The following is a 23880-nucleotide window of genomic DNA, read 5'->3' as shown; positions in this document are numbered from 1 at the left end:
GTGACAGAAATAGCTGTTGCCAGCGAAAGACAAACAGCCATTCGCTTGCTCTCCTGCATTCAGGCAGCGGGAGACACAAATAATGCCAGATTATGGCGCGGCGATCTGGATGAGAAGTTTCCGTCAATCAGGATGAGAACTGATCGTCGCGGTTTTCAAGTGGTGCCTGCTTTGATTGACGCTGGCAAGCGCTACTCGCAGGTTTGATTGTCGCTGCGCGACATTTCCTCGTTGGACTTGATTGTCGCGAAGGTCGGTGGCCGACCAGCGCGTGATTGTCGCTGGATCGCCGAGCGACGGCGGTAGCTCTCGACATTCATCTCGAAGATTGTCGCGTGGTGAACGAGGCGATCCACGGCGGCGAGCGTCATGGCGGGATCGGGGAAGACCCGGTTCCATTCTCCAAAAGGCTGATTGGCGGTGATGAGCGTAGAACGCCGTTCGTACCGTGCGCTGATCAACTCGAACAGGACGGACGTTTCGGCCTGATCCTTGGTCACGTAGGCGAGGTCATCGAGGATCAGCAGATGATATTTGTCGAGTTTGGCTATCGCGGCTTCGAGCGCCAGTTCACGGCGGGCGACCTGAAGTTTCTGGACCAGATCGGAGGTGCGGGTAAACAGGACGCGCCAGCCATTTTCGATCAACGCAAGGCCGATTGCGGCCGCCAGATGGGTTTTACCCCCACCCGGTGGACCAAAGAAGATGAGGTTTGCGCCTTTTTCGAGCCAGCCATCACCAGAACACAGCGCCGTCACCCGGGCGCGGGAGATCATTGGCACTGCATCGAAGGCGAAGCTGTCGAGAGTCTTGCCCGGCGGCAGGCGGGCTTCGCCCAAGTGTCTTTCGATCCGGCGTCGGTCCCGTTCTGCGATCTCATGCTCAGCGAGCGCCGCAAGCAGGCGGGCCCCAGGCCAGCCTTCCTTGTCTGCCCGCGTGGTAAAGTCGGGCCAGATCAGTTTGATTGCTGGCAGGCGCAGGTCGTTGAGGATGAGGCTCAGACGCTGGGCGTCGATAGCGGGTGCGTTCCGGCTCATGCGGCTTCTCCCGCCAGGAGAACATCATAGGTGACAAGGGGGACCAGTTCCACCACCACGTCGGGAAGCGCCGCCGGATCGGGAGCGAAGCGTATTCGCAAGGCATCCATGTCGGGGAGACGGTTAGCAGCCACGTCGGCTGCCAGCAGTTCCGCGAGTTCGGCTTCGCAAGCCCTTTCGTGCGCCATTGCCAATAGCTCTACCATCTGTCGGCAAGCGATCCGTTCGGGCAACGCGGCGATGAGCCGGTCGAAGGTCTGACGATAAGGCTCCCTTGGGAAGAGCTGGTCACGATACACCAACTTCAGGAGCGCCATGGGTTTGCGCCGCAGGCTATGGATGACGTGCCGATAATCGACCACATGGCCGTGGGAGCCGTTATTGAACGACCGCCCCCGCGGCAATGTCATCAGGTGAGTGCCGCCGATGAACAGATCGAGGCGATCATCGTAAAGCCGAACGCGCAGCCGATGCCCGATCAGCCGTGAGGGCACGGTATAGAACACCTTACGAAGCGTGAAGCTGCTGGTCGAGGTGACCGTGACGATCGTCTCCTCATAATCGCTGGTGCGCGCGCCAGGCAGGGGCTGCAATACCGCACGCTCGGCGTCTATGCGTGGGCCGTTGCGCCGGTTCTTGCGGCTGACGACTTCGTCGATGAAGTGCCGGTAACTCGCCAGATCATCGAAGTCTCGCGAACCACGCATCAGCAGCGCGTCCTTTATTGCTGCCTTCAAATGCCCGTGCGGGCTCTCGATCCCGCCATTCTCATGGGCAACGCCGCGGTTGTTGCGCGTCGGCGTCATGCCATAATGTTCGCACAGCGCGTTATATCGCAGCGTCAGATCTTGCCGGGCATCAGCGTCCAAGTTGCGAAACGCGGCCGACAGGCTATCGCTGCGATGCTCAACCGGGGCACCGCCGACGGCCCACAGGGCGTTTTGCAACCCTTCTGCAAGCGCGACATAGCTCTCGCCGCCCAGAATGACATGGACGTGTTCGAAGCCCGACCATATCAGCCGAAAATGGTAGAGGCGATGATCGAGCGGCACGCCGACGATCGTTACGTGCTCATCGTTCATCTCGGTGAAGTCCGACAGGCCAAGCCGTCCCGGCTCATGCACCTGCCGGAAGATCACTTCCTGCTCGGGACCATGGATCGCCCGCCATGTTCGGATCCTTCGCTCCAATGTGCGCCGAATGCGCCCATCAAGCTCAGGGTGACGGCGACATATCTCCTCGAAAATTGCCACTGACCGCAAACCAGGCGCAGCCTGGAGCATGGGGACCACATCCTCGTCGAAGATCCCGGCCAACGGGTCCGGGCGTCGCCGCTCTCGCTGGACCTGCCTTTGCGAGGGAAGCCGAGGATCTCCCTCGATGCGATATGCGGTCGCCGTGCTGATACTGGCCTTGGCGGCGGCGATCGGAACGGCATGGGTATGTCGGAGCTTCATGTAGAGCCTCATCTGATGATCGTTGACGTGGCGGCCCGGCATGAACGACATCCCCTCTCGCGAAGTTATGCCTTTGAATACCTGACCGGCCGCAACCATCAGAAACGCCCCGGAAAGGGCGACATCGCCACCTGCTGATCCGGCTCCGGGCTACGCCCTACGCCGCATCAGCAGGTGGCGATTCTCATCTTGATTGACGCTGCTCTCTCATCCTGATTGTCGCGCAGCAGCCAGATACTGGGGACGCGATGTTGTTTGCGTCCTGCACTCCCAGTCGCGCCTGCAGGCGCTCGATTTCTGGATGCGCAATCCCGACTATCTCGCCAACGAACTCCTAACGGAGTTTGAGACGTCCGGCGAACGCGATCTGCTTACGATCGCACAGCGCATATTCTATGATCGCGAACCTGATCTCCGGCGCTTACCGATGGTGCGCTATCTGTTCGGGGCGTTCGAACCGCTCGACAATGCGCTGGCGATCCTGCGGGCAGCAGACCTCATTCGGATCAAGCGCGACGGTGTTCCCGGCGGCAAGATCCGCGAGCATCTCTATCTGTTGACTGCTGCAGGCGAAGACGCGCTGGGGCGGATCGCCGCTGCAGCACCCGAACTTAGCTGGTATCGCGATCGTGCCTGTATCGTGGCTCGGGTGGCGGGTGCACAGGGCGGCAAGGCGCTGAAGGACCGACAGTATCTACAGGCCGAATATGCGGGAACGGAACTTAGCCATGTGATCCAGCCGGTCACCGATCGGGTGCTGGCCCGTCTCGCGACAATCATGGAAGGGCTCGTTGAATGAGCGGTGGTTGGCTGGAAACAGTCGCGGCGAAAGCCGGGGTGCGGCCTACGGAGGCGGAGCTCGCGCTGCGCAAGCGAGGGATCACGGCGGACCGGCCTCTGCGCGCGAAAGCTGACAGTGCGGCGCATTGCCTTCAAGGGAGAGAAACGCGGAACCGCGCAGGGGCCGATCGACTTCGACTGGTCGGACCTGGCCGCCGGCGTCTGGGCAGTAACGAGCGAACGTAACCTCCGTGGCAAATCGACGGTGTTGGAGATCCTGCTTTGGGCGCTGCGAGGCACGCCCAAGGGCCTGCAGGACGATGTGCGCCGGTGGTTGTCCTCGGTGTGCGTCGAATTCGATGTCGACGATCAGCGTTACGTGGTGGATTGCGGTCGACGAGCGTGTTCCGCGCGGCAGCCTGGCGCGTCGCCGCGTGTCTTCGCCGCTTGCGGTATCAGGAGGACGGCCCAGCCAAGTGGCAAAGCGCGCCACATCCCGCAAATAGTTGCGCTGCGTGGCACGGGATAACCGACGCAGGTCCATGTCCTCGGCCATACGCTCGCGCAGCGACCGGACAGGCATCATCACAGTGGAAGTGTTCATCGTTCGACTCCTCAGTTGAAGGGGTCGATAGGGTCTGCCTGTGCTGCCGTTCGCTCAAGCCAGGCGCATCATCGGTATGATCAGCGCACCGTCAAATCTGGGTGCCACTCCCGCGCAGCGGGTCGTCTAATCGCCCCTCTGTCAAGCCAGCCAAATCAAATCGTTTATAACTGAAGCCATGCGTATGCCGGGTACAGGGTCGTCTACGCGGTCGACGCAAGTTGATCGCCGCAGGATGTGTTCCGTAGGCAAGATCTTCCTATGTTCGTGACGCAATCTGCTCACGAGGGCAGTTGCTTCCCGCTTCGCGGAATGATCTCAGCCGCGTCCCGGCAGGGACGGCTCGGCGCGTCCTCAAAGGACGCTATCAGTGAAACGTTAGATGTGCTGGTGAAGGTGTGCCGATGTAGATCAAGTAGGCACGGCGGCTCCAGCATTGGGATCAAACAGCTCGCCCGACGTCAACATCGCATGCATGATGACTGCCAGTTTGCGCGCGAGGGCGACGGCGGCTCGTTTGAAACCGAGCCGTTCCTTCAGCGCCAGAGCCCAGGTGCGCAAGGTGTTCGTCTCCGTCGACCTGTTCAAAATGACCGAAGCCGCCTCGTACAACAAGGTGCGTAACTTTGCGTCGCCGCGACGCGAGATGTGGCCTTCATAGTCAACCTCTCCCGACTGATATCGCTTCGGGGTTAGACCGACCCAGGCGCCTACAGCGCGCGAGTTCTTGAAGTTGATCGGATCCTCTATGGCTGCTGCAAAGGCCGTGGCGGTGACCGTTCCCACACCAGGCACTGAAGTAAGCAGGCGGCAGCGTTGGTCCGTGCCGGCCATCGTAACCAGTTGCTTGGTTAACTCTGCCACACGAACCCGAATATCGCTCCAGGCTTTGAGCAGCGGCAGGATGATGCGCGCCAAATCGTTTTCGCCTTCTAGGAGCGTAAGAACGTTGCGTTCAAAGACGCTGCCGACACCTTTGGGGACGACCAGCCCAAACGTCTTCATCAGCCCACGTATCTGGTTCGACATCTGCACCCTCATCTTCATGAGTTGACGGCGGGCGGCGATCAGCGTCCTCATCAACATGCTGTCGAAGCCTTTGACGCGGACCTCCCTATAGAAACCAACTTCAGCCAGATGGGCCAGTCCGTCAGCGTCGTTCGCATCGGTCTTGTTGGCAGCCATATCCAGAGCGGCCTTGGCATGGCGCGCATCTATACAGATCGCCGGCAGACCTTCCGCAGTGAGGGCATGGAAAAACCATACCGACAAAGGTCCGGTCTCAAATACCACGCGCTTTGCATTTGGTGCGCGCTTTCGGATCACTTCTGCGAGAAGCTTCGGGTCGGATGCACACTTGCCACGCCAAATGCGCTTGCCGTCCTGACGAACCGATACTGAAGTGTCTTTCAGGGAGACGTCGAGTCCTATATGCTGATCCACGGTTGTCCTCCATTTGATGCTGGGCCCGGTCCAAAATCGTGAGCCCGTTCTTCATCTTATCGGGGGGCAACCAACCTTCCAGTAATCCCGTGCATCTGGCCAAAGGCCGGCGCTCCCGCGATTACGTCATGTTCGTACAAGTCCCATCATCGGTCCGTTGTCGTTGGGCACACGCCAATATTCAGCATCGCCGGTGCACAATCTCGAGGGACGGCATTGCGGGGGCAGGCAGCCGGACTCTCAATCCTATTCTGGTAGATCGGCTTCGCGCAGCACGCGCATAACCTCGCGAAACACGCCTTCGAAGGGTGGTAGGTCACTCATCTGGTGCTGTAAGCGCTTAGTCCATAGCGTGCTCATACGCTTTTCCTTGGCGGCAATGGCGGCTGTCACGGCATTGGGTGTGCGTTTCCGAAGGGCGAGCTTCTGGGTGAGTTCGCCGAGATATTCCGCTGGCCGGATGTCCCGCTCTTCGAGCAGATTCCAAAGGTCGTAGAGATCACGCGGCTCGGTGCGGGCCTTGTCCGACAGGGCCGCCAGCTTCTCGATGAAAATCTCCGCCAGGCTGTAGGCCAGAATGGTCGGGCCATCCGGCAGATCGGCAAATTCCTCGAAGGTCCGCAGGATCGGACGCTCGGCCAGCGGAAAGCAGAACACCTCATTGATCGTGATATCTACTTTCACGTCGCTGCGCGCGGGTAGCGGGCCTTTGTAGCTCAGATAGAAGGTGTGGGTGTTCTGATGGCCATGTCGGTCGGGCCGATCATAGGCCATGTTGATCCCCGACGCCGCCTCGACGATGGCAAAGATCTCGTTCAGGCCGGAGAGGATCGCGTCCAGCTCGATCGGCTTGATCAGCGAAAAATCGAGATCCTCGGAGAAGCGGTAATTCTCGAACCAGCAGCGGCGCAATGCCGTCCCGCCCTTGAAGGCTAGAAATTCGCGCAAAGGATGCTGGGCCAGACCGGTCAGGAACCAAGCCAGGCAATAGTCGCGTTCGATCACCGCCTCAGGCACGCGGCGGCCGCGAGGCTTGAGAAGGCCGTTGGCGATACGGGAGAGATCGCGCTGGGGAATCATCAACTGCTCCGGATCATATCGAGTTCGTCGGGCTCGACGTTGAGCCGGATGCGCCATCGGGCCAGCATCCGGCCCTCATTGGGAAACAACGGATCGAGGCGCTGATAGGTCGGGGTCAGCCGCGCGCGCAACGGCTCCAATGCCGCTGCGTCGGCCAGCCCGTAAAATTCCAGCAGATAGCCCAGGCGGCGGATTACCGCGCCGACGCCGAGGCGAAGTGCGTAGTCGATTATCAGTTCGATCCGCAGCGTATCGCGCTTCATCCAGAGCCCCTTGGCGACCTCCGTGACGCCGCCGACATATTGCGGATGGTCAAGACCATCGATGATGGTCCGCTCGGGATCGCTGATCCGGACCTGCTCTTCGGGTGTGATCCAGATCTCGGTCAGGCCGAAGAAATCCTGCGGTTTGACGTCGACGAAGCGGAACTCATACCCGTGAATGTGCTGCGGGCGCAGCCGTTTGGCGCAGGAGACGATGATGGCCAACTGCGGTTGTGTGACCATGCGGTGTAGCTCGAGAGCGCTGCCGTGGGAGATGAAGTAGTCAGTGTCGCCAACCAGCGTTCTTGCGATGAGGTAGGGATCACTCACATGCTCGGTGTCGCGGCCCCGCTCGAAGGGCACCAGATTGTAAAGGCCGGGCTTGAGGCGCGTGACGATGCCGCGCGCTTCGGAGTTCGCAACGAGGCTGCGTGCCGATGACGGGCTCAGACCTGTGATCTCGGTGACGTCGGCGAGCGAAAAGATCGGCTGACGGCGTTCGTTCAGTTCGACGATCAGCTGGGCGGCGCGAGGTCCAAGCGTCTTGAGATTATATCCTTCGCGCAATTTGAGCCTCTATGAGCCATGTCCGGCGCGTTTGATATAACGAGAATTATATTATCTGGCAAGCTTGTTGCGCTTTGCGGGACGGTTCGCGCGTATAGTATATATCCGACAGGCCTGGGGTTGGGTCACTCGCGGTTTATCAATCATGAAAAAAGTTCGGCACAGCCGAACAAAAGTGGCGGTTCTTAAACCAGGAGCCGATCGCCTGAGACCTATGTCGTAGAGGGGCTACGGCGCAAAAGACCGATTCCCAGTCACCGAGAGCGGCTGCGTTCCTGAGGCTTGGTCTCGCGACCCGGACGAGGGATGGGGGGTGTGGCTGGGTCACGGCCGCGGACCACATCCTGCCTAACGCTGGGGGAGGCGTCCTTGACCATTGCCGGTCGGATATTGCGTCCCGCCGCGATATGCGCATCGAGCTGTGTGCGGGCAACTGTCATCACCCGCGCAACCGCCTCGGGATTGTCGAACAACGTCCGTCGTATCACTGCCTCCATCACGCGCATCTGGCTGTCGGCCGCGCGATCATTCGGCGTGGTGCCACGATCGCCGCGCCGCGCACCCGGCCGTTCCAAACCACTGGCGTCGCTCTCGCGGCCTATCCCAGTTGAACCACGGACGACATCGACGTCGCGGGCTGCCATGGGCGCAATCGTATTGCGGCTCGTTTCCCCGCGCAGCCGGTCGAGCTCCTGGAGATCGCGATCGTTGGGCTTGTAGCCACGTACCTCCAGCCCCTTTTGACTGGCCTCGATCCAGACCGATCGCCGAAATTCTTCCGAGCCCGTGACGTGAATTCGATCCCAATTGCGGTGTTGTGCGATCGCCACCAAATCCTTGACGACTTCCTGGCTCTCCGTCGCCGTGACCAGACGTCGGCCCTGATCGCGAAACGCGGGATCCTTTGCCTGCGCCGTCGTGAAAAAGGCAGGTTCGCCCGACCATTTCGCCTTGTCGGCATAATAGCGCTTCCGCACGCTCTCCGGCACGTCGCCCGCCTCGAGGGAATGCACCTTGGGCGCACTTCGTGACGCACCGACAGCGCCGACATGACCAGGTGCTTCGGTGGGCCCGTCCTTTGGTCCCCCGGGCGAGGACTTTTCTAGCGCAGCCGCCCCCGGCGGCTGCGCCTTGCGCTGTCTGGCGTCGTCGAGGCCAACGCTGTTGGTAATAGCCCTCGCCGTCCCGGATTGCTTGCGATCATTCTCTGTCATGGTCATGCCTTTCGGTCACAAATGCTGGAGATTGGGCGCCTCCACCCACGGGCTCGAGAACGGCCCGGGCCGTCATTGCCGTGACAAAGGCGATAGCGGCCTGTTCGTCGCCGGGTGGTGGTAGATCCACCATGTCGCCGAGCACCAACATGTCATCGGTGATTTCGGCAAAGCCCGACAGTTCATCACCGGTGAGCGCGCGCATGACAGGGTCCGCCCGCTCTGTCGGCGCGATCGCTTGACCGTCGCTCAACAAGGCGGCCTTCTTCGCCCTAAGGGCCTGTGCCAAAGGATCACTGCCACTCGCCTTGCCTGCCAATTTGGCGGCTGACGACACGGCGTTGATCGTGATCGGACGGGGCGCGACCTTGGGTGGGTCACTGATCCGGCTCGTGAAGCGCTTCGATCGGAAATACTCGATCTTGCGACCCCTGACGGGCGGAATGCCACCGCGCAGCAGCAGAAGGTCGCCCTTGGGCATCTGCATCAGTTCCTGGGGCATCATCAACGCTCGGCGCTGGTCTGATTCCGATATGCTGCGGTTGGCGAGCAGGCCATGAATCGTCCGGCTCTTCGATTTGACGTTCATCGTGAAAAAGCCGAGCCGTTCGGAAAGTTCGTTGGCGACCTTCAGCTCTTTGGGGGTGAATACGATCTCCAGCCCGCAATTGGCGATAATCTCGTCGGTGACATCCACGCCATAGATGCCGCGGGGCTGGGACCGGCTCTGGATCACGGGCAACAGGCGAAGCCCGTAGCCTGCAACGTAAGAAAAAGCCGATGCGATGACCGGCGCCTTGCCGAGGCGGGCGAATTCGTCGAGCAGAATGAGCACCGGCACGCGGCCGCCATTCTCGGGCAATTCCCGCGTATTGAGATCGATCAGCTGCTGGAGGAAGAGATTATAGACCGGAGCGATGCGGTCGATATTGTCGGGCGACACCCCAAGATAGATCGATATCCGCTCGCGCCGGACCTGACGCAGATCGAAATCGGTCTCCGACGTCGCCGCGTCGACATAAGGGTTGAGCCACAAATTGAGCTTCGAGGTGATCGTCTGCTTGATGCCGGAAAAGGTGTTGTCCGACGCGGAGGTGAAGTCGCTCAATGCCGACACACAGGCCTGGCTCAACCGCTGGCCGCGCCGCTGGGCCTCTTCGACGACCTTGGGCAGTTCGACCTTGGGGTCGCCCGTCGTCAGTCGCCGATAGATTTCGCCAATCGTGAAGGGGAGGGCGGGATTGGCCGCGACGAGCGCGCCAACGCCGACAAAAGCGGCGCGCGCGGCTTCCGCCCAGAACGGATCGGCCTTTTCCGGCGCTGGAAACAGCATGCCGCCGATCTTCTGGAGTTCATTGATCACATCGGTGCCGTCGAGCCGGTCGATGAAGCTCAAGGGATTGTAGCGGGCGCTTCGCCCTTCAGGATCGAGCGGGTCGAACAGATAGACCGCCTGACCATGCCGTGCGCGAAAACCAGCGGTGATGTCCCAATTCTCGCGCTTCACGTCGAGCACCACCACCGAGTCTGCCCAACTGAGAAGATTGGGAATCACAACGCCGACGCCCTTGCCGGCGCGCGTCGGTGCCTCGAGCAGGACATGCTCGGTGCCGCCGAAAACGAGATAGCGGCCGCCTTTCTCCCCGACGATGATCCCACTGTTGCTGCGCAGATGTTCCCGCCGGATCTCGCTTTCGCGCGCGAACCGTGCCTCGCCATGGAGCGTGCGCCCCCGCTTCAGGATGACGAGCAGGATGACAAAAGCGATCGCGCCGCTGACCAATGCACCGCGCTCAAGCCACAGATGAAGCAGCGGATCGCCGCGGTAATACCAGAGCCATGCGGGGATCGCCGAGATCTGCATGCGCGGGCCAATCTGGTTCAGGCCGACGAGGGCCACCAGCACCGCGCACAGGGCGCATGCCAAAAAGGTCGCCGCGAGCATCCCCGCGATAATCGAGACCTTAGTGAGCGGTCGTGCGTCCGACAGCCGGATCAAAATATACCTCCTCGACTTCGAATTTTCCGGCGCGCTTGCGGGTCTGGACGACGACATCGACGAGCATGTGCAACAGCCCACGGATATCGTCGCGGGCCAGATCGCGCCCGCCTTCGGATTCCTTGACCAGCAACGTCAGTTGCTCGAACGCGCCCATCGCCGAGCCAGCATGGACGGTCGTGATCGAACCCGGGTGACCCGAATTCACGTTGCGCAGATAAAAGAAGGCGGTGCCGTCGCGCAGCTCCTGCAGGAGGATGCGATCGGGCCGCATGCGCAGCGCACTTTCGAGCAGCTGCTTGGGGCCGACCTTGGCCAAACCCTGCCGCTCGCTCGAATAGACCATGTGCACGACATTGCGATGCTCGACGACAAGCTCGCGGGTGTCCTCGATCGTGAGCAGCCGCTCGTCGGGCGGGATCAGCTGGATCAGCGCCTTGGCGAAGGTGGTCTTGCCCGAGCCGGTCGCGCCGCTCACCAGGATGTTCTTGCGGGCGGCAACGGCGGTTTTGAAGAAAGCCGGCCAGTCACCGCCGTCGCGCTGCGCAACCAATTGCGCATCGACCTCGCCGAGACCGCGGGCGGCCGAGCGTGTGCCAGCGAACAAACCGGTTTGCGCGAGTTGATCGATCGCAAGATTGACGCGCGAGGGCTTGCGCACCGTGAAGGATGGCGCGCCGGTCGGCGTCACCGAGGGTATGACGATCTGGCAGCGCTCCCCGCCTGGCAAAATGGTCGAGCAGATCGGGGTCTCGGCGTTGACGTCCTGCCGGGTGAAGCTCGCGGCCGCGACGGCCAGCGTCGCCAGCCAGTCGCTGTCGAGTTCGGCGACGCTATGCCAATGCCAACCGCGATGATCCTCGATGCCGACTTCGCCGGGCTTGTTGATGACAAGCTCCGTCACCTCGACCGGCTCCAGCAGCGGCAGGATCGGTGCGAGATAATGGCGTAGGACGGCGGTGTCGCTCATTCTCAGCGCCGTAACTCGAGATTATAGACGTCGGCGAAATTGAAGTCCTTTGCGACGAAGATCCCAACCTCCTCGCCCTGATTCTTCTTCAGCACCGGCCGGATGTTGATGCTGTTCTGGAGTGCGATGCTCGCCCCCTCGCTCGGCGTGCGCGTCGTGTTGTTGAAGTTGTTGCTCCCGCCGGAGACGGACTGTCCGGCGATATAGGCGGCGTCGTCGACCAGCGAGAGCAGCAGCGCGCTGCCGAAGCGCGCCCAAAAGAAGGTGTCCACGGACCCGGCGATGCCTGCGCGCCCGAGCGCATCGGACCCCGGAGAGGCCAGGTCGATGCGCACGCCCTGCGGCGTGACGGCCCGCGTCCAGAGAACGAAGAGGCGGTTCTGGCCCTGCTGGATGCCACCATGATATTCGCCAAGGACTTTGGTGCCCTTCTCCATCAGCACGACGCGGCCATTCTCCGAATAGACGTCGCGCGGGATCAGGCACGACGTGTAACCGGGCTGCGCCGAATTCATGGCGGTCTGCAGAATGCAGGGGATCAACGTGCCGGCGGTGACGAGATAGTTGCGATTGGGCAGCATCGAGGCGCGTGCCTCGCCAACGGCCGAACTCTGACGAAGCGCATCGAGCGCGCTGCGGGCGGCTGGATCGGTAGAGCCGTCACCAGCTGCGCCCGCATTGCCGGTGTCGGAGCCGGCACCGTTAGCACCCGCTGGTGCTTGGACCGCATCGCGACCGCCATAGGCGATCAATGTTGAGCGACGGGCCTGATCGGCCAGGTTCTGACGCGTGTTCTGCGCTGCCGCCGCTGGCTGCGCTCCGGGCTGTATTGCCGGAACGATTTGACCATCGGGGCCAACGGTCGACGGAGGATTGAGGACAGGCGCGTTGGGATCGGCACTCACGGTGCCGAGCGGCTTGGGTTTTGCTGCGACAGCATCATAGGCGACCGTTTCGCGCGCCGCTAGATCCGGCCGTTTGGCCATTGCTTCGGGCTTCCCCATCAAACTCGAGCCGGTCTTGCTCGGTCCCGAGTTCACCCACAAAATCCCGAGCACCATCGCCGTCCCGGCGAAGATCAGGGCGGTATTCCGCTTTGCCGGTGTCATCCCTCCAATTGGGTCGATGCCGCGCTCGCGGATGATTTCGTCGCGTTCAGGTGTTGGATCGCCCTGCGGGCGGCGAGGGGCCTCGGCCGAAGTCTCGTCCATCGCACTCACTCCTTCGGGTCTTGTATGGTGCGCTCGACATGCGGCGATGCGGTGTTGGTGCCGTGATCGACGCCGTAAGGTGTCGGCGCGAGATTATAGATGCACAGCACCTCCCGGTTCCGGCGCAGGCGCAGTTGAGCCGCCACGGCGTGGACGACCACAAACTCGTCCCGGACATCGAACGGGACCAAGGACTCCGAGCCGTCTGGTCGCACCAGATAGATCGCCGGGATTTCATGGTTGCCGGGGAAGCGCAGGACCGTGAACTGGCCATTGTCGGAGATCTCCGACGGCTGAAGGTCACTCGCACCCTGGACCTTGTAGTTCAGGTTACGCGGCCCATCGATGACGCCGTGGTCAAGGGCTCCCCGAACGGCACTCGCCTGCAGCGCGGCGACGCGCTGCGCCTCCTGGGTGGCGCGCATGCGCGCAGCACGATCGGCCTCATCGCGCGGGTAGCGAAACCGAACCTGGAAGAATGTGTCACGGCTCCCGCTGCCGATTGGTCCCCGGCGCGCGGTCAGCTCGAAAGCGTAGTTGCGCAGCTCGCCCCCGCGATTGGTCGTGACGATGAGGTTGGTCGGTCCCGCCCGCTCGCGGGGTTTCAGAAACAGGATATGACCGGCAACCGCCACCTCCCATGACACGGTGTCGCCGAGCGCGACGTGTTCGATCGTCTCATCGGCGCCGAGCACCACCTGGGTCGCCGTCCGGAATGTGCCGACGATCCGGTAGACCTGGGTCTCCTGATATTCGACGAACTTCACGCGCGGATCCGCCGGCCCACCGCGCGGGGTGTCCTCCGCCAGGGCGGGCGTCGCTATAATGGCGAGCAGGCTCACTATGGAGAGAAGGCGGTTCATCGAACTACCTCGGGGTCCGCGCGGTAATTCTCGACCTGGAAGCCCAATGGGTTGCGATAGCGGTCGCCCTCCGCCAACGGCGCGTTCGTGTACCGGAAGGTGACGGTCGCGATCCAGTCGCTGCTCTGGGTGTCGGTGTCGGTCTGCACCGTCCGCGTGAAGCGGACGTTGGCCACACGATCGTTGATGAAGGCGATATTGCGCACGCGGGCCTGGACGACCGCACCCTTGCCCCAGACGACCTGTGGGCTCGCGGCGTTGTTCGAGCTGAAAAACCGGCCCCAGCGCTGTTGCTCGCCTGGTTCGGACAGGATTGTGACAGCGCGAAAATTCTCTTCGGCCGCCGCCGGCAACCAGCTTTCCCGTGTCCGGACATATTGCGCGAGGAAGAATTTCGTGACCGCCTCGTCATAGCGCATCGGTTTCTGGGTGAGGGTGGTCTGCACATCGACCGCGCCTGTCGTTTGATTGACGCGAATAATGTACGGCATGACCGTCTTCAGCGGGGCCAGGCCCGCGAGTGCGAAGCCCTCCGCGGTCGCGGCAAGCAGCCCCAGGCCGGCCACGACCCAGGCGATGCGTTCGGATCGTAACGATTTGCGCTGACGGTCCTGATCCCAGGATCGGGCATGCCCGAAATAGAGTTCAGCGTCTTTTGCCGGCACGCCTTCGGTCTGGTTCCGCATGATCAGCAACTCCCAAAGGTGCCGGGGGTCGCGCGCGCGGACGTCTTCTCGGGAAGCGGGGCGGGAACAGGCGGGGGCGGAGTGCCGGCATCAACTGGCTGTTTGATCTGCGGCACGGGTGGCGGGGCAGGGGGTGCGACGATTGCCGGCAGCGGCGAACCCGGCAGCACGCTCCCGTAGATGTTCACCTCGCGCAGATGTTTGCCGTTGCAGACGGGTAGTTTCTTTGGCCCCGATGCCCCTTGGGCGAGTGACGGGATCAGTGCGATGACGACGGCTGATCGCCGGAGCGCGCGGACTATCGTGGTTGGTCTCGTCAAAGAGTCTTCCTTCCTCATGCGCGCCTCACCGAACCACCGCGCTGGGCGGCACGTTCGAGATTGCGACTGTTGCGAGCGCTGCGGCGTTGCTGGAACGGTGCCGCCATGGTCCCCCAGGCCGAGCCGGCAAAAGCGCCGACGCCGGCCGCAGCGCCCCCCGCAATGCCGGTCGCGATCGACGGGGCCTGAAAGAAGAATATCGTCCCAAGGAAGATGTAGACCGCAAACAAGACAGCGCCGATCGTCACGTCCGGCGTGCCTTCGGCCGCAGTCAGCGCCGTGGCACCAAGATCGGTGATCAGAGCCGTGATGGCGATGATCACCGCCATTAGGACGATGTAGTTGAATACCTGCCCGAGCCATCCGTAGAAGAAGCGACGCGTGGTTTCGAAGAGCGATAACGCTATGAAGATCGGACCAAGCGCGATCACGACGGCGAGCGCCACCTTCGCGAACACGGTTATCGCAAATCCGATTGCTGCGGAGAGGCCCGCCAATCCGTAAATCGCCACCGCCAGCGTGAGCAGAACGAGCTTCCACGGATTAATGTCGAGATAGGTCGCGGCTTCGGTTCGGATGATCAAAACGAGGGAATCGACCTGACCAAAATAATCGTCGAACACCGAACCGACGCTAGTGATGGTCTTGCCCGCCAGCGCCTGTGAGATGGCGTCCGGCATCCCATGAAAGAGCGGATTCGTGATCCACTCGGAGTAGGCGACGGTTGTGGCTGCAACATAGAGGAGGCAGAGCTTCACCATCCGGTACACCAGCTCGCCCCAAGGCTCGCTGACGATACCGCGCATCACCATATAGCCGAACAGCGCGATGTAGATGACCAAGCCAAGCGCCAGCGGTCCCCGCACGACATCAATGACGTTGTTGAGACGCTCGTTCAGGAAGAGATCGAGCTTCCCGTCGATGTTGGTGTAGATATCCGCGAAGAGTGTGGACGCCATGGCCAATTCCCCGCCTATTTGTGACCCAGCGAACGCTCGAGCTTGTCGGCGTTCTCGACGTCCTTTGCGTTGCTGCATTCCTGGGCATCGGTGTGGGTGCCGTTGGCGCACGCGGCGAGGATCTCAGCGCGTAACTTGGGATCGGACTTCAGGTCCGCCTTGCCGATCGGCTGCCCGCAACCACTCAGGAACGTGGCCGCGAGAACTGGGAGGGCCGCGGCGATCCCCTTCACGGCCGGCTACTCAGGCTCTGCTGAAGCTTGGCGAGGCCGGTCTCGTCATCTCGCTGCGAACGCAGTCTCGCCTCGGCGGTCTGCCGCATCTGAAGCGCCTGAAGCTGGACCGCATCGTTCTGGATATGTGCATTTTCCACGCCAACACGGGCTTGGATATCCATCACGTCCTTCGCGTCCGACGCGGTGTCCAGCGACGAACGCAGTTCCTCGAGACCCGTCGTTCTCTGGGCGGTGACGCCATATGCTGCCTCGGCAATGGCCGCGTCGCGCGCCGCCATGTCGCCATTGCGAGAAATGGCATCGCGGTTCGAACGCTCGAAAGCGGTAGCGTCCGGGCGAAGCGCGGGAAGCTCGACACGGTTGCTGCTGCGGATCCGGTCTGCGGCCGTGCCAAGGCTGCCGAGCCCCGTCGTGTTAGAGGACATGAGGCGCTGAATGTCCCGTGCCTCGCTCGGCAAGAGGTGGCGAACGGCGTCGGTGTTCAGGGAAGAGGCAATCTGATTGACGTTCGTCAGCTTGTTGACGCTGTTGAACATGTCGGTGGCTTGGGAAATTTGCTGCTTCCCCTGTTCAATCATCGACAGGGTGTTCTTCACCGTCGAGAGGGTCTGCAGAAACGTGCTGGAATCATAGACCGGGATGCCCTGCGCGAAGGCCGGCACGGAGATTGCCAATCCGCCGACAATCGCGAGCGCTCGTATTGCTTTCATGACCTTATCCTTTCCTTCTGGTGGTGGCGCGGCGGCGCTCGTGAAAGACGGGCAGCCAGTGACTGGGATCGTCGCCATGTTCGCGGCGAACCTGATCGAGGATTCCGACGGTTTCGGTGGTGCCCGAGAGGACGGCCAGCTCGTCGGACAGGCCGCCGAGATCAAGTTCCACCACGATGGAATCGTGACCCTGCTTGACCAGAAACCGCCGGCTTTCGGGGATCAGATCGTTTCTGATGAGCTTGAACTCGGCGCGAGTGAGGCCGAGCCCATCGATATAGTCGACCTCTCGGCCGTGGGGGTTGGGCAAGAGGATTTTGGTAGCGACCTGCTCCATGATGCTGTGCGAGATGTCCGATCGCAGAGCGTCAGCGGGGCTTTGCGTCCCGAACACCAGAAAGGCATTCTGCTTCCGGTAGGTCTTCAGGCCGTCCTGCGCGAAGGCGCGGAAGGCATCATCGCCCAGCGCCTTCCAGAACTCGTCAATGTCGATCACGAGGCGACGGCCATCGAGCAGGGCATCGATCCGGTGGAACATGTACATCATGAGCGGCGTGCGGATCTCGGGATTGTCGAGGAAATCCGTCATGTCGAAACCGATGAACCGGGCCTCGAGGGTCAACTCGTCCCGGTCATTGTCGAACACCCAGCCCAGTGCGCCGCCGCGCGACCATTTCTCAAGCCGCGCGCCAATCCCTTCCGGATCGCGCTGTCCGAGCAATTGACGAAGCGCGAGGATGGACCGCTCCTCCGGGGGAAGGCGTCCGATCGAGAGGATGCCCTCGTCGATCATCCGCTCCTGCGTGACGCCGAGTTGGATGCCCGAGGGGGTCACCAAATGTCGGATCAGGCGGCCGAGGAAGACGATGTTGCCAGGGGTCTGCTCAAGCGCGCGCAGCGGCGCAAACCCGGTCGGCACCCCATTGCGAAGCGCCAGATAGGTGCCGCCGGATGACCGCACATAGATCTCGGCCCCTCGGTCCTTGTCGATGAAGATCTGCTGCGCGCCGGTTTTCTCCAGCTGCGCCATCAGGAAATTCTGGACGACAGTCTTGCCGCCGCCCGACGGGCCGATGATCAGTGTGTGGCCAAGATCGTTCACATGAAAATTGAAATAGAAGGGAGACTGGGCCGCGGTCTTCATCAACGCGATCGCAGCACCCCAGTGATTGCCATCGGGCTTGCCGGCGGGGAAAGTGTGGAACGGCGAGAGCGCGGCAAAATTGCGCGACGTGATCGCCGCTGGCCGCGCACGCCACGCGAAGTTGCCAGGAAGCTGCGACCAGAAGGCGGCCTCCAGCGCCGGACCTTCCCGAGCGGCCACCAGACCAGCGTCGGCGAGCGCCGCCCGGGCGGTCGAGAGATTTTCGGCCAGGCGCTTTTGATTTTCACCGAAGACCGCGAGCGAGAAATGATGCTCGCCCAGGACAAAGCGATTGCTCTGCAGATCGTCGGCCGCGTCGGCCAGCTCAAGTGCCTGGCTCGCAGCGGCGTCCTCGGTCGAGGCCATCTGGTTCTGGCGACGGCGCAACCGCTCCGAGGCCCGCGCTTTGCCCATGAACGCGAAGGACTGTGTCACGACGAACGCGAAATCTTGGCTGAGGAGCGCATTCATCTGGCCCGGCCGCGTCATCGCCGGATATTCGCGGATGCCGAAAAGGCCCACGAACCGGCTCGTGTCATGCGCCCGCACCTCGACCGTCTCGCGGCCGAAGATTACCCGTTCCCCATAGATGGCGGAGCCGAGATGGCCTCGGACCAAGGGCACCCTGCCAGCGCGGCCCATCATCACCAGTTCAAGCACCTCGAGCGGCTGCGAGAACATCAGGCCATTATGCTCGTACAAGTGGAGGCGTCGGGGCCGGCAGCGTGCGAGGAGCTTCTCGATGTCACGCGCCTTATCCTCGAAGCGCGCAAGCTCGTCCTCGTCGACTTCGGCCCCCTCCTTGCGCGCCGATGCCAGACGTCGAAGGAGCACGCCGGTACGATCAGCCGATCCAACGGACGGGCGCATGATGAGCGTCAGGTAGAGCTCGTTGACGAACATGCGCTTGGCGGTCACCCGCGCGCGGTATTTTGCATCGAGATCGGCCGCAAAGGCCGAGCGAAACTTGCCTTCGGGATAGTCCGTGATCGGCCGGCGGACGATATGCGTCCAGATCGCCAGACGGTCGTCGGCGATATTGCGCAACGTGCCGTTGAGCTTTTCGTGCCAGTCGTTGAGATGGATTGGGTCGGCCGTCTCGAATGCAAGGCCGTCGAGCTTGAACATCATCATGAGGTCGCGCCCGTCGAGCGCAATGATGTTGTCGTCGATATGACGCGCATAGGGGAGATAGCGCGCGGGGTCCGCCTCATTCTTGAGGATCCGCCACGGCGTCCGCGCGGCAGCGCCGCCCAACGAGTTGGCCCGGCTAGCCATGCGCAAAGCCCCGGCGTTTCGCCCCATCGATCGGCAGGGGCGAGTAGGAGCTACCGCCCCACCATCCCCGGTTGCGGCATCGTGCCTTTGTCGTTGTCCAGAGCCACAAGAGGCGGAAGGCGTTTGCGTCGTGCCGCACGATCAGCCGGGCTATGGCCAGAAAGGCCCCGGCTAGCGCAAGAGCGTAAAGCGGGTTGCCGGTGACGATGAGCGTCAGGCACGCCGCCAGCGCGATGGGCAGCGATGCTTCGATCGGAACGCCCAACCACATCGTCGGCCGAGTCACGGCCAGGAAGAGCGTTTCTTCCCTGAGTTTTTCATCGTCCATCCCAGCGCACTCACGCGCCGCCAGTGATGGTATCGACGATCCACTGTGCGCTGAACACGATGAAGATGCCGACGATGACGGTGACCAGGAGCCCCAGGCTTGCCCGCCCGGTGAAGAACATGAAACCCACGATGACGACCGCGATCACCGCGATCGTTTTCGCAAAAGTACCGGTCAGCCAGGTCTTGATATTCTCGGCCATCGACGTGACGCCGTCGGCCGCTTGGGCATGGGCCGGATCGGTGAGCAGGAGCGACACCGCAATGACCGCAATAAACAGTGCCAGATATTGCGCGAAAGTACGCCTCCGCGGCGTCAACCACATCTTGGAATTGTTCGCTAAGGCAGTCATTCGGCTTGTCCTTTCGGTGAACTGTTGGATGCCCCCCCAAAGACCATCAAAGATGCCGTCTGCGCCCCCGCAGTGGTGTCCCATGCCTCTTGGACGCGCGGCGAGCGAACGCCCGCCGAAGGCTGCTTAACTGTGGGTTCCGGCGTCACTGGCCCGGGCAAAGCGGCGGGTTCTGGCATCGCTCGACGCCTGATCGCTGGCACGACGACACTCGAAGATGCGTAAACACGGCCGACATAGCCATTTCCGAACCCGCGCGAACGACTGCCCGTATTGTACATCGACATGGCGGTCGCGATGGCCACCTCTGTAGAAGGGCTGGAGCGAACAACGTTCAGATAGTTGGAAGCCAGCACGCGCGCGGCTGCGGCGAGATTGCGACAGGGATCGAAGGCGTCCTCGACCGACAGGCCGAGCCACCTCAGGTTTGCGCTGTTGATTTGCCCCAGACCCAGATCGATGTTGTAGCCGCGGGCGATCAGCGATCGCGCGGCTGCAGCGGCCGATGCCCGATCGCTGGGTTTGGGTGCGGCAACGCCCTTCGCATTCACGCCGATGGCGTAGGGGTTGAAATGACTTTCGGTGTGGACGACCGACACAAGCGTTTCGACCGCAACCGTTGGCGCGCATTGCTGCGCCAGTCCGACCACGGTTGCGAGCTCGAGGATCACTGTGGTGTGGTCCCTTGTTCACTGGGTGACGCTGGCAAGCTTTCGATATTTGCAAGCGAATAGGATTGCTGCCGCCCGTCGGTGAACGTCATCACCACCCGGCGCCGGGAAGCGGAATCGCGATCATGAACCTTGGTCTTCGCAACGCCACTACCGGAGCAGCCAGGGAATGAACCGCCTAATGCCAGACGCTCCCAGAGCTTCACCATAGGCGGCACGCAGGCGGGGTACTGGGTCGCGCCGCCCGGGTTCGAGAGGCAAAGCAAAACCTGGCAGCCTAGATCGTTGGCGACCGCAGGAGCCGCCTGGGCAGACATCGCCACGATCGGAACGGCAAGGGCAAGGCGCAGGCGCTGCATCTGATTTCTCCGCTTTTCAGCGCCGCTGCATTAAAAATGCGCCGACTACTCTCCGTTGAAAATCACCTCTCTTTTGAACCCGGTCCGGCGTTTTCGGGCAATCCCCCCACAAGGGGGGAGCGCGCTGGAATCAGTTTTCGCTCGATGCGGCTCGGACCCGGCGTTGTTCTTCAACAAATTCCTCAAGTGCTGCCGTTTGATCTGGACGTAAGGCATCGATCGCGCCGAGATGCTCGGAGCGTTCCTCGCCCAGCAGAAGAGATGGGCATCGCCCCTCGTAGTTCCCCAAATTGGGCCGATGCTGCTGGTATCCGACCAAAGCGGCCAAATCTGGAGAGAACGTCCGTGCTACCTCGGGTGGATAGACCAACCACTGGTTTTCATATGGTTTCAGCCATCCGAGGCAATAGCTCACGATCATGCCTTGACGCACACCCGGCGACTGGTTGCCGCCAGCACCATGAAGGGTCGAGCCTAGGAAGATGATCGCAGATCCTGGACTGCATTCCACGGCCACGGGATCCTCGGGAGGTTCAGGTGTAAGCGCATTTGCGGCGTGGCTGCGCGGCCAGATCAGGGTCGTGCCATTGTCATGCCGATATTCGGTGAACGGCCACATGACGTTAAGGAGATATTCGACCTCGCCAGTTTGGCCCCGCCACATATCCTGATCGCGGTGGGGAAATTGCGGCAGTGCGCCGGGATGCAGCTCGAGAGCTTGAGCGAGATTGAGCTGGATTGTGTCGCACCACGGACTGAGCACAGCTTGCGCGATCGCCATGATCTGGGGATGCTGGATGAACGCCGACACATGGTTCGATCGTTTGAGCAGACTGCCGAACCTCTTGGTACGGCTGCCGTAGAATCCACCTTCGCAAAACGGCGTTGCCTCGAAGTGCGGAGCCAGATCTCTCGCCAGCAACTGGACAATATCGGGGGGCATGATGTCTTGAAGCACGCAGAAGCCTTCGCGCATGAGTGTTTCGTAAATTGACCCGTGGGCCTCGATCTCGCCTACAGGTAGCGGCTTGGTAGCCATGCGATGTCTCCCGAATTTCATGCTGCGGCGCGATCAAGATCCATCAGATGGATCTGCGCGAAGACGCCGGATTGACTCAGGAGGTTGGGGGTATCCGGGCCAATATTGATCTGCATGGCCGACAGGCCGCGTGGATCGCTGTTGTCCAGCAATCCAAGCGGAAGGCATTCCCATCCGAACGCGAGGATCTGTTGGAACCAAGCCCATTCGGCAACGCCGGTATAGGTCAGGATACCATTGCTAAGGGCGTATTCGACCAAGGCAGAGACGAGGCGATTGCGGGTGGCGAGCCGCTCGCGAGCCTTCAGGCGGCGCGCCAAGCAGAAGCGGGTTATTTCGCGAACATTCGGACCCGTTGGCGGTACGCCATCGCACAGATTGGGGAAGATAGTGTCGAGGATGTGCGGCCGGTCGGTCTGGAGCAGACGGGCGGACCCGGCATGCTCGCCGGTGTCATCGGTGATGACGATATAGACGGCTTCATCATCATCGAATTGATCGATCTCGTAGCGACAGGCCAGAACGGGAATGTCCCAGCCAAGTAGATCAACGAACACACGCTTACGCTCTTCAAACATCGATCTGAATACGCGGTCGCTCAGCGCCTGTTCAATCCCATTTCCTGTAATAACCATGATCACCTCCATTTGTGAGGCGATCATTCGATCAGCTTGTCATGATCTATGTTATCCCCAGAACTGGGGAGGGATCGTCAGCGCAGAATATCGGTGAAGCTAATGGCGCCGTCGAAGAGCGCACGAATGGCGAGCATCGTGCGTTTGGTGACGCCGTAGCGATCACGTGCGTCCTTGAGATGCTGTGTTACGGTTTCGGCACCGACTCCGAGTATTTTGGCGATTTCCCAGTCGGTTTTACCCCGCGCGACCAGCGCGACGCATTCGATTTGCCGCTCGGTGAGTTGCGGCGCGGCCGCGATGGGGGCTATCGTGGCGCGCGCTATCTTGCGTGCGGCTTCGAATGCGAAACTGCCGACAAGCTGGACAAGCGGTAGTTGCTCTTCGTTGAGATCCTCGCCCTCGCGCATGGCAAAGGAACAGGAACCGTTTACCTCGCCGGGGACATGCGCAGGGATCGTGAATCCGTCGCCAAGGCCCGCAGATCGAGCCGCTGCCAATACCGCGTGGTCCCGCGGATGGAGTGAGATCATGGCCTCTACCTTCGACCAAGCGAAACCTATGGTCGTCGTATGGCTTGCACGATGGATCGGGTCAGCAGCGTACAGTCGGCCCTCCTCGAACGCATCAACCCAATCTCTCGGATAGCTGACAAGGCGAACGGCTGTGCTTCCGGGGTTCAGTAAGTCGATGTGATGCACGAGCGCGAAATAGCGGAAACCCATTGCTGCCGTAATTTCTTCGACAGCCTGTAGGAGAGCGTGAGGGGTCGAAGCAGCGCGGGCCACAGTGCAGAACGCCTGCACTTCGGCGAGGGTGATCATAAGCCGCCGATCTACTTGCTACACGAGAGCCTCAATATTGAGATGTCCGTCGCGGACAGCGCGAAGCACAAGTTGGGTCCGACGGCGGACGCCATAACGTCGGCGCGCGCCTTCGACATATTCGTGCACCGTGTCGCGGCTCAGACCCAGAATCTGTCCAATTTCCCAGTCGCTCTTGCCCTGTGCCACCAGATCAATGCAGTCGATCTGGCGCGGGCTGAGCGCTATCGGCACGTTTGCCAGTTTATCTGGACCAAGAAGGGTTCGAGCCTGGTCGAACGCAACCATGCCAATCAATCGGGCAGAGAGAAGGTCCGGGCTTGAAATCTGGTCATCGCCTTGACGCGCCATGGTGAACATCGCGTCGGGCTCGTCGCGCATCCTGATCGGCATGGTGAACCCGGCCGCCAGTCCGTGCGCGCGTCCCCGCTCCAGGATTGAACGCTGGCGAGCATTGGGCGCGATGTAATCCCCGATCCGATCCCAGGTGAGCCCGGACACGGTCTTGGCGCAGGCAGCGTGGACTGGATCTTCAAGATAGAGATGGGCATCCATCACTTCCTCGATCCAGCGCACCGGATAGGTGGTGATCAGCAGGGCTTTGCGGGTGGTCCGCTTCAAATCGACATTGTGCACCAATGCGAACCAGCGGAATCCAAACTGGCGCACAATCGCATCGAGCAAGGATTTGAGCTGATCGAGCGTCGTCGCCTCCCGGCATTCGGCTTCGAATGCGGTGATATCGCCCAAGCGGCCAGCATCTTCGAGACTACCCATATGCGAACGGTTCGCATTTTGGGTGTTGTTTCGTCCAGTCGTCGTTCGGCGAAGCCATTGAAAAACAAGACCGG

General features: G+C 61.5%; 26 protein-coding genes. 2 read left to right on the top strand and 24 right to left on the bottom strand.

The genetic code is table 11. From position 1 onward, the window contains the following. Positions 1–191: 191 nt before the first annotated feature. Together istB and istA are read right to left on the bottom strand one after the other, a co-directional pair. Positions 192–1037 carry an IS21-like element helper ATPase IstB gene (istB, locus tag CEQ44_RS05635; RefSeq protein WP_019054274.1) on the bottom strand — a complete coding sequence of 282 codons (846 nt, stop codon included), beginning with the start codon at positions 1035–1037 and terminating at the stop codon, positions 192–194. Further along, positions 1034–2536, bottom strand: a complete 1503-nt coding sequence (gene istA, locus CEQ44_RS05630) for an IS21 family transposase (protein WP_140419344.1) — start codon at positions 2534–2536, stop codon at positions 1034–1036. The genes istB and istA overlap by 4 nt, the downstream gene beginning before the upstream one ends. Here istA and CEQ44_RS24920 point away from each other — a divergent pair. Then, on the top strand, positions 2510–2632 hold the full coding sequence (locus CEQ44_RS24920; protein WP_019054272.1) for a hypothetical protein: 123 nt from the start codon (positions 2510–2512) through the stop codon (positions 2630–2632). The genes istA and CEQ44_RS24920 overlap by 27 nt on opposite strands. Positions 2633–2687: 55 nt before the next feature. Next, positions 2688–3293 carry a hypothetical protein gene (locus CEQ44_RS05625; RefSeq protein ID WP_217895018.1) on the top strand — a complete coding sequence of 202 codons (606 nt, stop codon included), beginning with the start codon at positions 2688–2690 and terminating at the stop codon, positions 3291–3293. Positions 3294–3374: 81 nt separating this feature from the next. Here CEQ44_RS05625 and CEQ44_RS24915 read toward each other — a convergent pair whose 3' ends face one another. The 22 genes from CEQ44_RS24915 to CEQ44_RS05505 form a co-directional block, all read right to left on the bottom strand. Continuing rightward, positions 3375–3878 (bottom strand): phage integrase N-terminal SAM-like domain-containing protein, encoded by a 504-nt coding sequence (locus tag CEQ44_RS24915; protein WP_008830718.1) that lies wholly within the window; start codon positions 3876–3878, stop codon positions 3375–3377. Between the two features lie 411 nt (positions 3879–4289). Beyond that, positions 4290–5321: an IS110 family transposase gene (locus tag CEQ44_RS05610; protein WP_088185689.1), complete on the bottom strand. Its 1032-nt coding sequence runs from the start codon at positions 5319–5321 to the stop codon at positions 4290–4292. 246 nt (positions 5322–5567) lie between these two features. After that, the gene (locus tag CEQ44_RS05605) at positions 5568–6458 is read right to left on the bottom strand and encodes a nucleotidyl transferase AbiEii/AbiGii toxin family protein (protein WP_217895044.1); all 891 of its coding nucleotides are present in this window, start codon (positions 6456–6458) and stop codon (positions 5568–5570) included. Next, positions 6401–7231 carry a type IV toxin-antitoxin system AbiEi family antitoxin domain-containing protein gene (locus CEQ44_RS05600; protein ID WP_088185268.1) on the bottom strand — a complete coding sequence of 277 codons (831 nt, stop codon included), beginning with the start codon at positions 7229–7231 and terminating at the stop codon, positions 6401–6403. Before CEQ44_RS05600 ends, CEQ44_RS05605 begins: the two co-directional genes overlap by 58 nt. Before the next feature lie 254 nt (positions 7232–7485). Then, positions 7486–8451: an LPD7 domain-containing protein gene (locus CEQ44_RS05595; RefSeq protein WP_083910243.1), complete on the bottom strand. Its 966-nt coding sequence runs from the start codon at positions 8449–8451 to the stop codon at positions 7486–7488. Further along, on the bottom strand, positions 8432–10390 hold the full coding sequence (locus CEQ44_RS05590) for a type IV secretory system conjugative DNA transfer family protein (RefSeq protein WP_037519786.1): 1959 nt from the start codon (positions 10388–10390) through the stop codon (positions 8432–8434). Before CEQ44_RS05590 ends, CEQ44_RS05595 begins: the two co-directional genes overlap by 20 nt. 19 nt (positions 10391–10409) lie before the next feature. Then, the gene (gene virB11, locus CEQ44_RS05585) at positions 10410–11414 is read right to left on the bottom strand and encodes a P-type DNA transfer ATPase VirB11 (protein ID WP_008830724.1); all 1005 of its coding nucleotides are present in this window, start codon (positions 11412–11414) and stop codon (positions 10410–10412) included. Between the two features lie 2 nt (positions 11415–11416). Further along, complete coding sequence (virB10, locus tag CEQ44_RS05580) at positions 11417–12625, bottom strand: type IV secretion system protein VirB10 (protein WP_008830725.1); 1209 nt, start codon at positions 12623–12625, stop codon at positions 11417–11419. Between the two features lie 5 nt (positions 12626–12630). Then, entirely contained in the window at positions 12631–13488 is an 858-nt protein-coding gene (gene virB9, locus CEQ44_RS05575) for a P-type conjugative transfer protein VirB9 (RefSeq protein ID WP_008830726.1), read from the bottom strand. After that, positions 13485–14174, bottom strand: coding sequence for a virB8 family protein (locus CEQ44_RS05570; protein WP_008830727.1), 690 nt, complete (start codon positions 14172–14174; stop codon positions 13485–13487). Before CEQ44_RS05570 ends, virB9 begins: the two co-directional genes overlap by 4 nt. A 334-nt stretch (positions 14175–14508) precedes the next feature. After that, complete coding sequence (locus tag CEQ44_RS05560; protein WP_088185269.1) at positions 14509–15453, bottom strand: type IV secretion system protein; 945 nt, start codon at positions 15451–15453, stop codon at positions 14509–14511. Between the two features lie 14 nt (positions 15454–15467). After that, the gene (locus tag CEQ44_RS05555; protein ID WP_008831142.1) at positions 15468–15686 is read right to left on the bottom strand and encodes an EexN family lipoprotein; all 219 of its coding nucleotides are present in this window, start codon (positions 15684–15686) and stop codon (positions 15468–15470) included. Next, complete coding sequence (locus CEQ44_RS05550) at positions 15683–16399, bottom strand: type IV secretion system protein (protein ID WP_008831141.1); 717 nt, start codon at positions 16397–16399, stop codon at positions 15683–15685. The genes CEQ44_RS05555 and CEQ44_RS05550 overlap by 4 nt, the downstream gene beginning before the upstream one ends. A 4-nt stretch (positions 16400–16403) precedes the next feature. Further along, on the bottom strand, positions 16404–18821 hold the full coding sequence (locus CEQ44_RS05545; protein ID WP_008831140.1) for a VirB4 family type IV secretion/conjugal transfer ATPase: 2418 nt from the start codon (positions 18819–18821) through the stop codon (positions 16404–16406). Next, on the bottom strand, positions 18814–19149 hold the full coding sequence (locus tag CEQ44_RS05540; RefSeq protein WP_008831139.1) for a type IV secretion system protein VirB3: 336 nt from the start codon (positions 19147–19149) through the stop codon (positions 18814–18816). Before CEQ44_RS05540 ends, CEQ44_RS05545 begins: the two co-directional genes overlap by 8 nt. A gap of 10 nt (positions 19150–19159) precedes the next feature. After that, complete coding sequence (locus CEQ44_RS05535; protein ID WP_008831138.1) at positions 19160–19501, bottom strand: TrbC/VirB2 family protein; 342 nt, start codon at positions 19499–19501, stop codon at positions 19160–19162. Further along, positions 19498–20172, bottom strand: coding sequence for a lytic transglycosylase domain-containing protein (locus tag CEQ44_RS05530; protein WP_088185270.1), 675 nt, complete (start codon positions 20170–20172; stop codon positions 19498–19500). The genes CEQ44_RS05535 and CEQ44_RS05530 overlap by 4 nt, the downstream gene beginning before the upstream one ends. After that, positions 20169–20531 (bottom strand): hypothetical protein, encoded by a 363-nt coding sequence (locus tag CEQ44_RS05525; protein ID WP_088185271.1) that lies wholly within the window; start codon positions 20529–20531, stop codon positions 20169–20171. Before CEQ44_RS05525 ends, CEQ44_RS05530 begins: the two co-directional genes overlap by 4 nt. A gap of 130 nt (positions 20532–20661) precedes the next feature. Then, a complete protein-coding gene (locus tag CEQ44_RS05520) occupies positions 20662–21570 on the bottom strand; it encodes a phytanoyl-CoA dioxygenase family protein (RefSeq protein ID WP_170271948.1) in 909 nt (302 codons plus the stop codon). Between the two features lie 17 nt (positions 21571–21587). Then, positions 21588–22217 (bottom strand): acyl-homoserine-lactone synthase, encoded by a 630-nt coding sequence (locus CEQ44_RS05515; RefSeq protein ID WP_254913952.1) that lies wholly within the window; start codon positions 22215–22217, stop codon positions 21588–21590. A gap of 65 nt (positions 22218–22282) precedes the next feature. Beyond that, positions 22283–23029 (bottom strand): LuxR family transcriptional regulator, encoded by a 747-nt coding sequence (locus CEQ44_RS05510; protein ID WP_088185272.1) that lies wholly within the window; start codon positions 23027–23029, stop codon positions 22283–22285. Positions 23030–23047: 18 nt separating this feature from the next. Continuing rightward, positions 23048–23806, bottom strand: coding sequence for an autoinducer binding domain-containing protein (locus tag CEQ44_RS05505; protein ID WP_088185273.1), 759 nt, complete (start codon positions 23804–23806; stop codon positions 23048–23050). Between the last annotated feature and the right edge of the window lie 74 nt (positions 23807–23880).

The sequence above is a fragment of the Sphingobium sp. Z007 genome, from assembly GCF_900013425.1.
GTDB lineage: Bacteria > Pseudomonadota > Alphaproteobacteria > Sphingomonadales > Sphingomonadaceae > Sphingobium.
The sequence above is the reverse complement of the archived record's forward strand: the minus strand, read 5'-3'. Positions and strand labels throughout refer to the sequence as shown.

What these genes read in the sequence shown, in the direction of transcription:
- istB (WP_019054274.1), bottom strand. Translation starts at nt 1,037, where the DNA reads ATGAGCCGGAACGCACCCGCTATCGACGCCCAGCGTCTGAGCCTCATC.
- CEQ44_RS24920 (WP_019054272.1), top strand. Translation starts at nt 2,510, where the DNA reads ATGATCGTTGACGTGGCGGCCCGGCATGAACGACATCCCCTCTCGCGA.
- istA (WP_140419344.1), bottom strand. Translation starts at nt 2,536, where the DNA reads ATGCCGGGCCGCCACGTCAACGATCATCAGATGAGGCTCTACATGAAG.
- CEQ44_RS24915 (WP_008830718.1), bottom strand. Translation starts at nt 3,878, where the DNA reads ATGAACACTTCCACTGTGATGATGCCTGTCCGGTCGCTGCGCGAGCGT.
- CEQ44_RS05605 (WP_217895044.1), bottom strand. Translation starts at nt 6,458, where the DNA reads ATGGCGCATCCGGCTCAACGTCGAGCCCGACGAACTCGATATGATCCG.
- CEQ44_RS05595 (WP_083910243.1), bottom strand. Translation starts at nt 8,451, where the DNA reads ATGACCATGACAGAGAATGATCGCAAGCAATCCGGGACGGCGAGGGCT.
- CEQ44_RS05590 (WP_037519786.1), bottom strand. Translation starts at nt 10,390, where the DNA reads ATGCTCGCGGCGACCTTTTTGGCATGCGCCCTGTGCGCGGTGCTGGTG.
- virB11 (WP_008830724.1), bottom strand. Translation starts at nt 11,414, where the DNA reads ATGAGCGACACCGCCGTCCTACGCCATTATCTCGCACCGATCCTGCCG.
- virB10 (WP_008830725.1), bottom strand. Translation starts at nt 12,625, where the DNA reads ATGGACGAGACTTCGGCCGAGGCCCCTCGCCGCCCGCAGGGCGATCCA.
- virB9 (WP_008830726.1), bottom strand. Translation starts at nt 13,488, where the DNA reads ATGAACCGCCTTCTCTCCATAGTGAGCCTGCTCGCCATTATAGCGACG.
- CEQ44_RS05570 (WP_008830727.1), bottom strand. Translation starts at nt 14,174, where the DNA reads ATGCGGAACCAGACCGAAGGCGTGCCGGCAAAAGACGCTGAACTCTAT.
- CEQ44_RS05560 (WP_088185269.1), bottom strand. Translation starts at nt 15,453, where the DNA reads ATGGCGTCCACACTCTTCGCGGATATCTACACCAACATCGACGGGAAG.
- CEQ44_RS05550 (WP_008831141.1), bottom strand. Translation starts at nt 16,399, where the DNA reads ATGAAAGCAATACGAGCGCTCGCGATTGTCGGCGGATTGGCAATCTCC.
- CEQ44_RS05545 (WP_008831140.1), bottom strand. Translation starts at nt 18,821, where the DNA reads ATGGCTAGCCGGGCCAACTCGTTGGGCGGCGCTGCCGCGCGGACGCCG.
- CEQ44_RS05540 (WP_008831139.1), bottom strand. Translation starts at nt 19,149, where the DNA reads ATGGACGATGAAAAACTCAGGGAAGAAACGCTCTTCCTGGCCGTGACT.
- CEQ44_RS05535 (WP_008831138.1), bottom strand. Translation starts at nt 19,501, where the DNA reads ATGACTGCCTTAGCGAACAATTCCAAGATGTGGTTGACGCCGCGGAGG.
- CEQ44_RS05525 (WP_088185271.1), bottom strand. Translation starts at nt 20,531, where the DNA reads ATGCAGCGCCTGCGCCTTGCCCTTGCCGTTCCGATCGTGGCGATGTCT.
- CEQ44_RS05520 (WP_170271948.1), bottom strand. Translation starts at nt 21,570, where the DNA reads ATGGCTACCAAGCCGCTACCTGTAGGCGAGATCGAGGCCCACGGGTCA.
- CEQ44_RS05515 (WP_254913952.1), bottom strand. Translation starts at nt 22,217, where the DNA reads ATGGAGGTGATCATGGTTATTACAGGAAATGGGATTGAACAGGCGCTG.
- CEQ44_RS05510 (WP_088185272.1), bottom strand. Translation starts at nt 23,029, where the DNA reads ATGATCACCCTCGCCGAAGTGCAGGCGTTCTGCACTGTGGCCCGCGCT.
- CEQ44_RS05505 (WP_088185273.1), bottom strand. Translation starts at nt 23,806, where the DNA reads ATGGGTAGTCTCGAAGATGCTGGCCGCTTGGGCGATATCACCGCATTC.